Here is a 14,040-nt window from a genome sequence, read left to right on the forward strand (position 1 = left end):
CTTATTGTCGGCAGCTCTGTGAGCGCTCGGTGCGTGAGTCGCTGGGCATGCACCAGGAAACCCATGGTCGGTGCTCACTGTCTGATCGTTACCTGTCCGCCCGTATTACGCAAAGGAGCTTGCATGGCTGGTCCTGGATTGAAGTGTATCGTTGGCCTGAGCCTCTTTGCCCTGTTGACCGCGTGCGGCGACAAGCAGCCCGTTGAAAAGGAACGCCCAAGGGTGTTCGTGCAAGAGGTAAAACCCACTGAATTCGCAGCCTCGGTGACCCTCACCGGGGATGTTCAGGCGCGGGTCCAGACCGAGTTGTCGTTTCGCGTGGACGGCAAGATCATCCAGCGCATGGTGGATGTCGGTGATCGCGTGTCCGCCAGGCAAGTGCTGGCCCGGCTCGACCCGAAAGACCTGCAGACCAGCCTCGACAGCGCGCTGGCCCAAGTGGTCGCCGAACAGGCGCGGGTCAAGCAGGCGGCTGCCGCGTTCGTCCGCCAGCAAAAACTCCTGCCAAAAGCCTATACCAGCCAAAGCGAATACGACTCTGCCCAGGCGGCATTGCGCAGCAGCCAAAGCGCCCTGGCGGCCGCGCAGGCGCAGTTGGCCAATGCCCGCGAGCAACTGAGCTACACCGCACTGGTTAGCGATGCACCTGGCGTGATCACTGCGCGTCAGGCTGAAGTCGGCCAGGTGGTGCAGGCCACGGTGCCGATTTTCAGCCTGGCCCGGGACGGCGAGCGTGATGCGGTGTTCAACGTCTATGAGTCACTGCTGCTTGAGGAGCCCGAAGACAAGACCGTGGTGGTCAGTCTGCTCGATGACCCGAGCATCAAGACCACCGGTATCGTGCGTGAAATTACCCCGGCCGTGTCGGCGCAAAGCGGCACGGTACAGATCAAGGTTACCCTTGCAGAACTGCCTGAAGGCATGCGGCTGGGCTCTGTAGTCAGTGCCACGGGCAAGGTCCCAGGCACGTCCGTGGTCGAGTTGCCTTGGGCGGCACTGACCAAGAACCTCAGCGAGCCGGCTGTGTGGCTGGTGGATGCGCAAGGCAAGGCACAGCTCAAAACGGTAAAAGTGGGCCGTTACCTGACCGGCAAAGTCATCATCAGCGAGGGCCTGAACGGCGGTGAGAAAGTCGTCACCGCCGGCGGTCAGTTGTTGCACCCCAATGTGTTGGTGGAGATCGTCACCCCGCCTGCCCAACCCTCGATGCAATCGCCGGGAGCCCAACCATGAAGCGCTGGGTACTGTTGTTGTCGGCGGGCCTGCTGGTGTCGGCCTGCTCGGAGAAAGAGGCGCCGCCTGAACCGGTGCGTCCGGTGTTGTCCATCAAGGTACAGGCGCTGGATCAGGAGGATCTCGGACGATTTGCCGGGACCATCCAGGCTCGCTACGAAAGCAACCTCGGTTTCCGTGTGCCGGGGCGCATCGCCAGTCGAGCAGTGGATGTCGGCAGCGAAGTCGAGAAGGGCGCGTTGCTGGCGACCCTCGACCCGACGGAGCAGCAAAACCAGCTGCGCTCCACTCAGGGCGACCTGGCTAAGATCGAGGCGCAATTGATCAACGCCCAGGCCAATGCCCGGCGTCAGCAGGAGTTGTTTGACCAAGGGGTCGGTGCCCAGGCGCAACTGGACATCGCCCAGACCGACCTGAAAACCACCCAGGCGTCACTGGATCAGGCTCGGGCGGCAGTCAACCAGGCCCGGGACCAGCTCGCCTATACCGAACTGCGCACGGATCATGCCGCTGTCGTCACGGCCTGGAACGCCGAGGCCGGGCAAGTGGTGAGCGCCGGACAGCAAGTGGTGACCCTGGCGCGGCCGGATATCAAGGAGGCGGTCATTGACCTGCCGGCGACCCTCGCCGAACAGTTGCCGACCGACGTGGTGTTCGAAGTCTCGGCGCAACTGGATCCGAGCATGCGCACAACGGCCATCATCCGCGAGATCGAACCGCAGGCACAAAGCGCGACCCGTACCCGGCGAGCCCGCCTGACCCTGACGGAAACGCCCATTGGGTTCCGCCTTGGCACGGCCATCAGCGTGAGTCTGCGTACCGCTATCGAACCGCGCATTGAACTGCCGCTGACCACCTTGCAGGAAGTCGACGGCAAAACCCGTATCTGGGTGGTCGATCCCCATACCCAAACCGTTTCTCCGCGCGAGGTCAGCGTGGTCAGCCGTGGTCCCGACAGTGTGATCCTGGGGCGGGGTCTCAAGAGTGGCGAGCGCGTGGTCAGCGCCGGTGTGAACAGCCTCAAGCCGGGGCAGAAAGTTAAAATCGACGAGGACAGCCCGCGATGAAAGGGAGTTTCAACTTATCCGAATGGGCCCTCAAGCATCAGTCCTTCGTCTGGTACCTGATGTTCGTTGCCTTGCTCATGGGCGTGTTTTCGTACCTCAACCTGGGGCGCGAGGAAGACCCTTCGTTCACCATCAAGACCATGGTGATCCAGACCCGCTGGCCCGGTGCGACCCAGGAAGAAACCCTCAAGCAGGTCACCGACCGGATCGAGAAAAAGCTCGAAGAGCTCGACTCGCTCGATTACGTGAAAAGCTACACCCGGCCCGGCGAGTCCACGGTGTATGTCTACTTGCACGACACCACTAAGGCCAAGGACATTCCGGAAATCTGGTACCAGGTGCGCAAGAAGATCAACGATATTCGCGGCACCTTCCCGCAAGGCATACAGGGGCCGTCGTTCAACGACGAATTCGGTGATGTGTTCGGCTCGGTGTTCGCCTTTACCGCCGATGGCCTGTCGATGCGCCAGTTGCGCGACTACGTCGAGCAGGCGCGCGCCGAGATCCGCGACGTACCGGGACTGGGCAAGATCGAAATGGTCGGCCAGCAGGACGAAGTGCTGTACCTGAACTTCTCCACGCGCAAGCTGGCGGCCCTGGGGCTTGACCAGCGCGAGGTGGTGCAGAGCCTGCAAGCTCAGAACGCCGTGACCCCGGCCGGGGTGATCGAGGCCGGTCCCGAGCGGATTTCCGTGCGCACCTCCGGGCAGTTTGCTTCGGAGAAAGACCTGGCGGCGGTCAATCTGCGGCTCAACGACCGTTTCTACCGCCTGGCCGACATCGCGGACATTACCCGTGGCTATGTCGACCCGGCCGCGCCGATGTTCCGCTTCAATGGCCAGCCGGCCATTGGCCTGGCGATTGCCATGAAGGCGGGCGGCAACATTCAGGAGTTCGGCAAGGCCCTGCACGCGCGCATGGACCAGCTCACCGCTGACTTGCCGGTGGGGGTTGGCGTGCACAAGGTGTCGGACCAGGCCGAAGTGGTGGAGGAGGCCGTTGGCGGCTTCACCAGCGCGCTGTTCGAAGCGGTCATCATCGTGCTGGTGGTCAGCTTCATCAGCCTTGGCGTGCGCGCCGGGCTGGTGGTGGCGTGTTCGATTCCGCTGGTGCTGGCGATGGTCTTTGTGTTCATGGAATACAGTGGCATCACCATGCAGCGGATCTCCCTCGGTGCGTTGATCATCGCCCTGGGTCTGCTGGTAGATGACGCGATGATCACCGTCGAGATGATGGTCACGCGCCTGGAAATGGGGGAAACCAAGGAACAGGCGGCGACCTTCGCCTATACCTCGACCGCGTTCCCGATGCTCACCGGGACCCTGGTGACCGTCGCCGGTTTTGTGCCGATCGGGCTGAACGGTAGCTCTGCCGGCGAATACACCTTCACCTTGTTTGCCGTGATCGCGGTGGCCATGATCGTGTCGTGGATTGTCGCGGTGCTGTTTGCCCCGGTGATCGGCGTGCACATCCTCAGTACCAAGGTCAAACCGCACTCTGCCGAGCCAGGGCGTATCGGCCGGGCCTTCAACGGTGGTTTGCTCTGGTGCATGCGCAATCGTTGGTGGGCCATCGGTATCACCGTGCTGTGCTTTGTGCTGGCGGTGTTTTCCATGCGCTTTGTGCAGAACCAGTTCTTCCCCTCGTCCGATCGTCCGGAAATTCTCGTCGACCTGAACCTGCCGCAAAACGCCTCGCTGGATGAAACCCGCAAGGCCGTTGACCGCCTGGAAGCGACCCTCAAGGGCGACCCGGATATCGTGCGCTGGAGCACGTACATCGGCCAGGGCGCGATTCGTTTCTACCTGCCACTCGACCAGCAATTGCAGAACCCCTTCTATGCGCAGCTGGTGATCGTCAGCAAGGACTTCCAGGCGCGCACGGAGCTCAGCCAGCGGTTGCGCGAGCGGCTGCGCAAGGATTTCGTCGGTATCGGCAGCTATGTACAAGCGCTGGAAATGGGCCCGCCGGTCGGTCGGCCGATCCAGTACCGGGTCAGCGGCAAGGACATCGATCAGGTGCGCAAGCACGCCATCGATCTGGCCAGCGAACTGGACAAGAACCCGCACATCGGCGAGATCATTTTTGACTGGAACGAACCGGGCAAGGTCTTGCGCATCGATATTGCCCAGGACAAGGCGCGGCAACTCGGGTTGTCATCCGAGGACGTGGCCAGCTTGATGAATGGCATCGTCAGCGGCTCGACGGTGACCCAGGTTGACGATGACATCTACCTGATCAACGTGATCGGCCGCGCGGTGGACAGCGAACGAGGGACGCCGGAAACCCTGCAGAATCTGCAGATCGTGACACCGGGTGGCACCTCGATTCCGTTGCTGGCCTTCGCCACCGTGCGCTATGAGCTGGAGCAGCCACTGGTCTGGCGTCGTGACCGCAAGCCGACGATCACCATCAAGGCGGCGGTTCGCGATGAGATCCAGCCCACTGACCTGGTGCGGTTGTTGAAGCCGGACATCGATAAATTCGCCGCCACGTTGCCAGTGGGCTACAAGGTCGCCACGGGGGGCACGGTGGAGGAGAGCGGCAAGGCTCAGGGGCCGATCGCCAAAGTGGTGCCGCTGATGCTGTTCCTGATGGCGACCTTCCTGATGATCCAGCTGCACAGCGTGCAGAAGCTGTTCCTGGTCGCCAGTGTCGCGCCGCTGGGTCTGATCGGCGTAGTCCTGGCGCTGATTCCCACGGGCACGCCCATGGGCTTTGTGGCGATCCTGGGGATTCTCGCGCTGATCGGTATCATCATCCGCAACTCGGTGATCCTGGTGACCCAGATTGACGAACTCGAGCGCAGCGGCTGCTCCCCCTGGGATGCCGTGGTGCAAGCCACCGAACACCGTCGCCGGCCGATCCTGCTCACCGCCGCCGCCGCGAGCATGGGCATGATCCCGATTGCCCGTGAGGTGTTCTGGGGGCCGATGGCCTACGCGATGATTGGCGGGATTATTGTCGCCACCTTGCTGACGCTGTTGTTCCTGCCGGCGCTGTATGTGGCCTGGTACAAGATCAAGGAACCGCAGAAACAAGCCGTTTGATGATCGTTCCCACGCGCCTGCGTGGGGGAATGCCTCCCGGGACGCCCCGCGTCCCTGCGTCACCACCGCAGGGCGTTACCGACTTCAATCTGTTATCCCTTGCGCCAGACACTCGCCAACCAGGGCTGCTGCTCCCTCGGCAGCCCCGCTGGCCGGTAGTAATGTTCCAGCTCCACAAACCCTGCCGCTGTCAGCAGTACCTGCCACGCCGCCAGGTCGTGATAGGCCCCGAAACGCTGCCCGCTCCAGCCTTCACGGTTATCCCCGCGCGGGTTCGAACTGAACAAAACCCCACCCGGTTTCAAGGTGCCGTGCAGCTGCTTGAGCACTCGGGGCAGTTCTTGAACAGGAATGTGAAACAGCACGGCATTGGCGAAAATGCCGTCGAAGTGTTCGGCCGGCAGGTCGAGGTTGAGAAAGTCTTGCTGCCAGACCTCACAGCCGCTGTCATCGCGCGCCATCTGGGCAAAACGTTCACAGCCGTCGAGGCCAATGGCAACGTGACCCATGGCGGTGAAGGTTTTCAGGTCACGGCCCGGCCCACAGCCAAAATCGAGCAAGGTGAACGGTGCCGTACCCTGGATATGCCGTAGCAGCGCGTCGATGTTCTGGCTGACATCGTGATCGCGAGTGCCTTCGCGAAAGTCCTCGGCCACCTCCTGGTAGTGGCCCAGGGTGGTGGTCGTGATCTGCTGGAGGTCGTCGGGGGTGTGCTTCATGATCGGCTGCGCAGGCAAAGGAGATGGGCCGACTATAAGCTTTTTTTGCGTCTGATCGTTCCCGGGCTCCGCGTCTCTTCGGCGGAAAACGATTCAACGTTTGTTGACGACCCGTGCCAGTCGATCCCCTCCAACCTGAATCGCCGCCACCAATATCACCAGTAGTGCAATCACCGTGAGCATGATCTGGCTGTCGAAACGCTGATAGCCGTAGCGGTACGCGATATCTCCCAACCCACCGGCACCAATGGCACCGGCCATGGCCGAGGAGTTGATCATGGTCACCAGGGTGATGGTGAACCCGCCGACAATCCCCGGCAGTGCTTCGGGCAGCAGCACATGCCAAATGATGTGCCAGCGCCGGCAGCCCATGGCCTGTGCCGCTTCGATCAAACCGTGGTCGACCTCGCGCAAACTGACTTCCGCTATGCGCGCAAAGAATGGCGTGGCGGCGATGGTCAGCGGCACCACGGCGGCCCAGACGCCATAGGTGGTGCCGACGATCAGGCGGGTGAAGGGAATCAGCGCGACCATCAGGATCAGGAACGGAATCGACCTGAACAGGTTCACAAAGGCTCCCAGCGCACGGTTCAATGCCGGCGCTTCGTAGATCCCGCCCTTGGAACTGGTGACCAGGATCACCGCCAGCGGAATACCCGCCAACAGTGCGATCAGCGACGACACGCCAACCATCAGGAAGGTGTCGATAACGCCCTGCAACAATCGATCAAACCACATAACCCAGCACCTCCACCTGTTGTGCCCATTGAGTGGCCCGTTGACGCAGTTCTTCGGCACCCAGGGACGAGCCTGTTACCGCCAGCAGCCATTGCCCGAGGGCATGCCCCTGGATCCGTTCGACACCCCCTTGCAGTAAGCGCACCTGCCCACCCAGGGCGCCGAACAGCGCTGCCAGGTCAGGTTCTTCCGCGCCGCTGCCAGTGAACTGCAAACGCAGCACCACGGCGGCTTGCGCTGAATGTGGCTGGGACTGCAGGCGGCTTTGCAGCTCTTCTGGCAGTCCGTGTTGCAACGGCGCCAGCAAGGTTTTGCTGACCTCGTGTCGTGGGTTGCCAAACACTTCCCAGACCGGGCCTTGCTCGACGATTCGCCCGTGTTCGAGCACCACCACCCGATCACAGATATCGCGGATCACCGCCATCTCGTGAGTGATCAGGATGATGGTCAGTCCCAGGCGCTGATTGATCTCGCGCAAAAGGCCGAGGATCGACTGGGTGGTTTCCGGGTCCAGTGCTGAGGTCGCCTCGTCGCACAGCAGAATCTGCGGATCGTGCACCAGCGCCCGGGCGATGCCGACGCGCTGCTTTTGCCCTCCCGAGAGCTGTGCCGGGTAGGCATTGTGCTTGGTGTGCAGGCCCACCAGTTCCAGCAGCTCACGCACCTTGGTTTCGCGTTCGGCTTTCGGCACTCCGGCGACCTTCAGCGGCAGCTCGACGTTCTGCCAGACGGTCTTGGCCGACATCAGGTTGAAGTGCTGGAAGATCATGCCGATGCGCCGCCGCAATGCCACCAGGCGGTCCTCATCGAACTCGCCGATGTCCACGTGATCGATCAGCACCCGGCCGCTGCTCGGCTGCTCAAGGCGGTTGATGGTGCGGATCAGCGACGATTTGCCGGCGCCGCTGCGGCCGATGATGCCGAACACTTCGCCGCGCTGGATCGCCAGGTCGATGCCCTGCAGTGCCGCCACCGGCCCCTGTTGGCCCTCGTAGGTCTTACCCAGGCCGATGAAGCGCACGTGAGCGTGGGTGAGTTGCGGATGCAGTTCGGTCTGTTCGGCGTCATGGGGCTCTGGAATCTCCAGTCGCCGTTGGATGGCGGCGCTCATGCTCAGCTTTCCCAGCCGGCTTGGTAGAGCTTGCCGTGGGCCTTGTCCAGGGCGGCGCGCACTACGGGTGAATGCTGGTAGATATCGACGAACTTGATCAGGCGCGGGTCGGTCTTGCTTTTCGGCTGGATCACGAACTGGATCACGTATTCCTTGTGGTCGAGTCCGTCGAACAGCAGGGCAGAACCGGCGTCGAAGGTCTTGGCCAAGCGGATGTAGGCGGGGTAGCCCTGCACCAGGTCGGCGTCATCATAGGCGCGCACCAGTTGCACGGCTTCGACCTGAAGAATCTTGATCTGCTTCGGGTTGGCGACGATGTCGTCTTCGGTGGCTTTGTAGCCGACCCCCGGCTTGAGGCTGATCAGCCCGGCCTTGGCCAGCAACTGCAGGCCGCGTCCGCTGTTGATCGGATCGTTGGCGATGGCCACGCTGGCGCCCACTGGCAGTTCGTCGAAGCTTTTGTATTTTTTCGAGTACAGGCCGACGTTGTTGATGATCCCCGGCGCGAACGGCACCAGGTCAAGGTGGGCGGTGGCCTTGGCGTTTTCCAGGAACGGGATGTGCTGGAAGTAGTTCACGTCGATGTCCCCTGAGGCCAGGCTGACGTTCGGGGCGATCCAGTCGCTGAACTCCACCAGTTCGACCTTCAGACCTTGTTTGCCGGCTTCTTCGACAGCGGCTTCAAGGGGAATGGCGAAGGCGGCGGTGGTGCCGATTTTCAGGGGCGCGTCGGTGGCGAAAACCACCGGGCTGAACAGGCCGAGGGCCAGGGCCAGTGCTTTGACTGGGCGGGTAAACAGAGTGTTTTTCATCATGAGCTTCCAGTCAGTTTAAAGTCGCTCGTTCCCATGCGGTGCGCTGGAACGATCAGTTACGGTAAGTCGAGCCGGTATGTTGTCCGGGCAAATGCGCGTCGGCGTGAAACAGCTTTTCGCGCAGCGTGCCCGCCTCGTACTCGGTCTTGTACGAGCCGCGTTGCTGCAGCTCGGGAATCACCAGGTCGATGAAGTCGACATAGCTTTCCGGGGTGACGATGCGGGTCAGGTTGAAGCCGTCCAGGCCGGTTTCGGCGATCCACGATTCCAGTTCGTCGGCCACTTGACCGGGCGAGCCCACCACCGTGATGTAGCGTCCGCCCAGGGCGTGTTGCTCAAGTAATCTGCGCCGGGTCCAATCGTTGTTTTGCAGGTGCCGGGTCGCGGACTGGATGGCGTTGCTTTTCACGTACTGGATCGGCTCATCGAGTTCGTACCCGGAAAAATCGATTCCGGTGGAGGCGGAAAAATGCGCCACGCCCGCCTCGGCACTGGCGTAGCTCAGGTACTCGGCATGCTTGGCCCAGGCCAGCGCCTCGGTGGCCCCGACGATCACGTTCAAGCCCATGAACACCTTGATGTCGCCCGGGTTGCGCCCCGCCTCGATGGCGCTGGTGCGCACCTTGTCCACCTGGGCCCGGGTCGAGGCCTTGTCCTGGCCACTGATGAACACGCATTCGGCGTGCTGGCCGGCGAACTGCAAGCCGCGCTCCGAACTGCCGGCCTGGAACAGCACCGGGGTGCGCTGCGGTGAGGGTTCGCACAGGTGATAGCCCTCGACCTGATAGAACTCGCCGTGGTGCTCGACCTTGTGCACTTTGTCCGGCCGGGTGTAGATGCGCTGCGCCCGGTCGTTGATCACCGCGTCGTTCTCCCAGCTGCCTTCCCAGAGCTTGTAGAGCACTTGCAGGTATTCGTCGGCCTGGTCGTAGCGCCGGTCATGCTCCACTTGTTCATTCAGGCCCATGGCCTTGGCGGCGCTGTCCAGGTAGCCGGTGACGATGTTCCAGCCCACCCGGCCACGGCTCAGGTGGTCGAGTGTCGACAGGCGCCGGGCGAACAGGTACGGCGGCTCGTAGGTGAGGTTGGCGGTCAGGCCGAAACCGAGGTTTTTCGTCACCGCCGCCATGGCCGAGACCAGCAGCAACGGGTCGTTGACCGGCAGTTGGATCGACTCTTTCAGGGGGACGTCGACCGAGTCTTGATAAACGTCATACACCCCAACGATGTCGGCGATGAACAAACCGTCGAACAGCCCGCGTTCAAGCAACTGTGCCAGTTCGGTCCAGTACTCGACGGTCTTGTACTGGGTCGAGTTGTCCCGTGGATGAGTCCACAAGCCATGGTTGATGTGCCCGATGCAGTTCATGTTGAAGGCATTGAGCAGGATCTTTTTCTTCGCTTCTGCAGGGCGGCTCATCAGATGCTCCCCCGCAGCGGCGGGTTTTCGTCGTTGAGGTAGTAGTTGCCCACCGCGTGGTACTTCCAGCGCACCGGATCGTGCAGGGTATGCACACGTGCGTTGCGCCAGTGCCGGTCCAGGCCGTGCTCGGCGAGTGTTGCCTGACTGCCGGCCAGTTCGAACAGCGTGCTGCCGGCCGCCAGCGAAATTTCGGTGCTGATGGCGCGGGCTTCGGCTACGGCAATCGAGGCCGCCGCGACGGTTTGCGCGTTGCTCCGGGCCTGCGCCGCATCGAGGTATTCGCCGGCGCGTTCGAGCAAGGCTTCCGTGGCGTGCAGGCGGATGCTCAGTTGGCCGAAGCGCTTGATCGTCAGTGGGTCTTCGGTGGCCTTGTCGCTGCCTGCGTCGATCCACGGCCGGGTTTTGGTCCGCACGAAATGCAGCGCGTCTTCATAGGCGGCGCGAGCGATGCCGGTGTCGATGGCGGCGTGGAGTATCTGTGCCAGTGGGCCAACGGTGGTCGGGCGTTCGAAGGCACTCTGGAGCGGCACCACGTCGTCGGCTGACACGTAGACCTCTTCGAACACCACCGAGCCGCTGCCGGTGGTGCGCTGGCCAAAGCCGCTCCAGTCGTCGATCACCGTCAGCCCGAGGCTGTCACGCGGGACGAAGGCCAGTTGCTGGACGCCGTTTTCATCGACCACCGATGTGGGGATCCGCTGCGCGTAGATCGCGCCGGTCGCGTAAAACTTGCGCCCGCTAATGCGATAACCGTCGCCGTCGGGTGTCAGGCGGGTTGTCCGGTCGTGAGCGGTTCGGGTTCCCAGTTCGGCCAGGGCATTGCCGAAGCGCTGGCCGGCCAGCGCTTCGGCGTACAGACGTCTTTTCTGCGCCTGGCTGCCATTGATACGCAGCACTTCGAGGGCATAAAAATGGTTCTGCGGGATTTGCCCCAGGGAGCCGTCAGCCTGGGCGATCAGGGCAATGACCTTGGCCAGGGTGACGCTGGAAACCCCTGCGCCGCCATGCTCCCTGGGCACACTGATGCCCCACAGGCCAGAACGTGAAAAAACGTCCAGTTCCGGGTGCGGCAAGCGGCGTTCACGGTCGCGCAGGGCGCTGTCGCGTTTGAAGTCATCGGCCAGGTCGCTGGCGACAATAAGGGCATGCTCATCGCTGGTGATGACCGCGACGGAGTGGGAAAGAGTCATGTGTTTCTCCAGAGGTCGGGTCGGTCAGATCCAGGAATGCCGGGCCGGCAACGTGCCGTTGAGGTGATAGCTGCCCACCGCGTGATACTTCCAGCGCACCGGGTCGTGCAGGGTATGCACGCGGGCGTTGCGCCAGTGGCGGTCGAGGTTGAACTCGGCGAGGGTGGCGCGGCTGCCGGCCAGTTCGAAGAGTTTTTCGCTGGCCAGCAACGAGATCTCGGTGGTCAGCGCCTTGGCTTCGGCCACCGCAATCGAGGCGTGGGCAGCAGACTGGGCGGTGACCGGTGCAGCGCTGACCTGATCGAGCACCCGACCGGCCTTGCGCAACAGTGCTTGGGCGGCGTGCAGTTCGATTTTCAGTTTGCCGATGTCGGCAATCACGTAGAGGTCGTCGCTGGCCCGGTCGACCTTGGCATCGACCCATGGCCGGGATTGTTCGCGAACGAAGCGGATGGCGTCATCGATGGCCTCACGGGCAATGCCGACATCGATGGCGGCCTGGATCAGTTGTGACACGGCGCCCTGAATGTTCGGGCTGTCATTGATTCGCCAGTTGTCCACCACCAGGCTGGCTTCGACACGTACGTTGTGCAGCAGCACAGTGCCGCTGGCCGTGGTGCGCTGGCCAAACCCCGACCAGTCATCAACGATGCGCAGCCCAGGGGCGCCACGACGCACGAATGCGATGACTTGCTTGCCATCGTCATTCAGTGCCTTGACCGCAATCCAGTGGGCGAACAGCGCGCCGGTGGAGTAGAACTTCTGGCCATTGAGCACGAAACCATCACCCTCGGCGGTGATGCGGGCCTTGAGTTCCAGGGTGTTCTTGCTGCCGCGTTCGGGACCTGCGTTGCCGATGCGCGCACCCTCGAGCACGCTTTGGAACAACTGCTGTTTCTGCGGTTCGCGGGCAACGTGCTGGAGCAGGTTCAGAATGCCGAACTGGTTCTGCGGGATTTGTCCCAACGCCGGGTCCGCCGCGGAAATGATCGCGAAGACTTCAGCGAGGGTGACGTATGAAACCTCGGGTCCACCGAACGCTTTGCCAATGGCAATACTGCCCAGGCCGCTGCGGGTGAACTGCTCGATCTGTGCCCATGGCAATGTGCGTTGCTGATCGCGTTGCGCCGCATGCAGGCGGGCAACATTCGCCAGTTCACGGGCAGCTTCAAGGGCTTGTGCGTCGTTGCGCAGTACGTGCGCAGGCAACAACGGCGGGGCGATGTCCAGATCGCTCTGAACGCTTGCTTCGGCCAGACTGGACATCACTGCCACTCCTTGGCTGTACGCAATGCCCTGGCGATCTGCACTGGGGTGATTGTGTTCCGGACCATACCTACCTCACATCTGATGGATAAGCCGCTCGTGCGGCGAAATCGAATTCAAGAATGTCCGGTGGTCCGGTTCATATACCCTAATCGTGTATAAAAAATAAATAAACTAACATTTTGGAATATGCATAGACGGTCAACGTTGCACCTCGGTGGCGAGGGGCTTGCCCTGTCAGGCTGGAAGCGTGGGTGTTCAGGAGTGCGGGTGGTTTCTGTCCGAACGTGGGCCAGCGCCTTCTGCGCAGGGGGCCGCAGTGCACGGCGCTTGCTTGGGCAGCGTGGTGTAGCAGGGTAGGATGCCGCCGATCTTCAAGGTGCGAGCTGGCGCCCAGCGTGAGTTGTTCCCCACCCGGTCAAGGATGCAATAGGTGACTTCCAGGCGGTTGTCGTCACCCGCCTCGAGAATCATGGCCGGTGGCACCCAGACATTGACCTGCTTGCCGACCTCGCTCGGTTTGACCGTGGGCAGGTCCATGCGCACATCGCCCCAGCGCAGAGTGATCGCATCATCGGCGGCCATGTTCAGATAGGGCTCGATGGTCAGTGGAACGCCACGCTTGATCTGGCTTGGATTCACCCCGTGACGGCGGATCATCTCTGGAATGCCCAAGGGCTCCAGATTCTGGTTTTCGTCGACGCACAAGGCGTGAGGCTGGCCTCCCGGGCAATCGAGTTTGACCTGAACCCGTTTCGCTGCCGACAACGCCGGGCTTCGTCCAACCTGCATGACCTGATAGTGGATTCGCGAGTTGCCGGTGCGGATGAAGCTTTCCGGCACGCGCAAGTGCAGTGGTTGGCCGATATCGGTGGCACCGAGCACCTTGGACGCCACATAGCAGTCGTCCCAGTACAACTCGATCAGGTCGCCCTCTTCCATGCTGGCATAAGGTGATATCTCGATCAGCAGGTGAGCGGCAGAGGTGATATTGATGGCTGACCCCGGCGATTGCGCCAAGCGGGGAGCTGTCAGTTCAACTGTGTTCGACATGCAGTTCATGAGTGTTCTCCTTGAAATAGTGCAGCGAAGTCCATTTCGCAATGATGGGCCGCAATAAGTTGACAGTGATTCAAGCAGTTAACTGTTATTGATAGTGTTGTGAGTGTTTAAAGTGTTGTGAAGAGTTTGTCGGCGTCTAGATAAAAGCGCGCTTGATGACGTGTCAATAGTCAGAAGTTAATAACGTTGCTATGTTTTGCTATTCAGAAAGCTCCTACGTTATTCAGATCGGCAATGGACAACGGGTCGACCTTTTTCTTGGGGGATGACTGATCTGGAGCCATAATATCTGGCACTTTACGGGGTGGGTATGGGCAGGATATGTAGCCGCGTACGTGACAGGAGGGCGCAGCAGGGAGTTTCGAT

The 14,040-nt window shown here is 61.7% G+C and carries 11 protein-coding genes; 3 read left to right on the forward strand and 8 right to left on the reverse strand.

Annotated elements, in window-relative coordinates; all coding sequences use genetic code 11:
• The first annotated feature begins 123 nt into the window (after nucleotides 1-123).
• From CKW07_RS08540 to CKW07_RS08550, 3 genes are read left to right on the forward strand one after another with little or no spacing between them, the layout of a single operon-like run.
• Nucleotides 124-1,233: an efflux RND transporter periplasmic adaptor subunit gene (locus CKW07_RS08540; protein WP_095144502.1), complete on the forward strand. Its 1,110-nt coding sequence runs from the start codon at nucleotides 124-126 to the stop codon at nucleotides 1,231-1,233.
• Entirely contained in the window at nucleotides 1,230-2,300 is a 1,071-nt protein-coding gene (locus tag CKW07_RS08545) for an efflux RND transporter periplasmic adaptor subunit (protein ID WP_095144503.1), read from the forward strand. Before CKW07_RS08540 ends, CKW07_RS08545 begins: the two co-directional genes overlap by 4 nt.
• A complete protein-coding gene (locus CKW07_RS08550; protein ID WP_095144504.1) occupies nucleotides 2,297-5,350 on the forward strand; it encodes an efflux RND transporter permease subunit in 3,054 nt (1,017 codons plus the stop codon). The genes CKW07_RS08545 and CKW07_RS08550 overlap by 4 nt, the downstream gene beginning before the upstream one ends.
• A 92-nt stretch (nucleotides 5,351-5,442) precedes the next feature.
• Here CKW07_RS08550 and CKW07_RS08555 read toward each other — a convergent pair whose 3' ends face one another.
• The 8 genes from CKW07_RS08555 to CKW07_RS08590 form a co-directional block, all read right to left on the reverse strand.
• Nucleotides 5,443-6,069 carry a bifunctional 2-polyprenyl-6-hydroxyphenol methylase/3-demethylubiquinol 3-O-methyltransferase UbiG gene (locus CKW07_RS08555; RefSeq protein ID WP_095144505.1) on the reverse strand — a complete coding sequence of 209 codons (627 nt, stop codon included), beginning with the start codon at nucleotides 6,067-6,069 and terminating at the stop codon, nucleotides 5,443-5,445.
• 93 nt (nucleotides 6,070-6,162) lie between these two features.
• Nucleotides 6,163-6,807 (reverse strand): methionine ABC transporter permease, encoded by a 645-nt coding sequence (locus CKW07_RS08560; protein WP_095144506.1) that lies wholly within the window; start codon nucleotides 6,805-6,807, stop codon nucleotides 6,163-6,165.
• The gene (locus CKW07_RS08565) at nucleotides 6,797-7,918 is read right to left on the reverse strand and encodes a methionine ABC transporter ATP-binding protein (protein ID WP_095144507.1); all 1,122 of its coding nucleotides are present in this window, start codon (nucleotides 7,916-7,918) and stop codon (nucleotides 6,797-6,799) included. The genes CKW07_RS08560 and CKW07_RS08565 overlap by 11 nt, the downstream gene beginning before the upstream one ends.
• A 2-nt stretch (nucleotides 7,919-7,920) precedes the next feature.
• Nucleotides 7,921-8,733 (reverse strand): MetQ/NlpA family ABC transporter substrate-binding protein, encoded by an 813-nt coding sequence (locus tag CKW07_RS08570; RefSeq protein ID WP_371850644.1) that lies wholly within the window; start codon nucleotides 8,731-8,733, stop codon nucleotides 7,921-7,923.
• 52 nt (nucleotides 8,734-8,785) lie between these two features.
• Complete coding sequence (locus CKW07_RS08575) at nucleotides 8,786-10,153, reverse strand: LLM class flavin-dependent oxidoreductase (protein ID WP_095144509.1); 1,368 nt, start codon at nucleotides 10,151-10,153, stop codon at nucleotides 8,786-8,788.
• Nucleotides 10,153-11,346 carry an SfnB family sulfur acquisition oxidoreductase gene (locus CKW07_RS08580; RefSeq protein WP_095144510.1) on the reverse strand — a complete coding sequence of 398 codons (1,194 nt, stop codon included), beginning with the start codon at nucleotides 11,344-11,346 and terminating at the stop codon, nucleotides 10,153-10,155. Before CKW07_RS08580 ends, CKW07_RS08575 begins: the two co-directional genes overlap by 1 nt.
• Before the next feature lie 24 nt (nucleotides 11,347-11,370).
• A complete protein-coding gene (locus CKW07_RS08585) occupies nucleotides 11,371-12,612 on the reverse strand; it encodes an SfnB family sulfur acquisition oxidoreductase (protein ID WP_095144511.1) in 1,242 nt (413 codons plus the stop codon).
• A gap of 258 nt (nucleotides 12,613-12,870) precedes the next feature.
• Nucleotides 12,871-13,674, reverse strand: coding sequence for a hypothetical protein (locus CKW07_RS08590; RefSeq protein ID WP_095144512.1), 804 nt, complete (start codon nucleotides 13,672-13,674; stop codon nucleotides 12,871-12,873).
• Between the last annotated feature and the right edge of the window lie 366 nt (nucleotides 13,675-14,040).

The sequence above is a fragment of the Pseudomonas sp. Irchel s3b6 genome (assembly GCF_900187415.1).
Lineage (GTDB): Bacteria > Pseudomonadota > Gammaproteobacteria > Pseudomonadales > Pseudomonadaceae > Aquipseudomonas.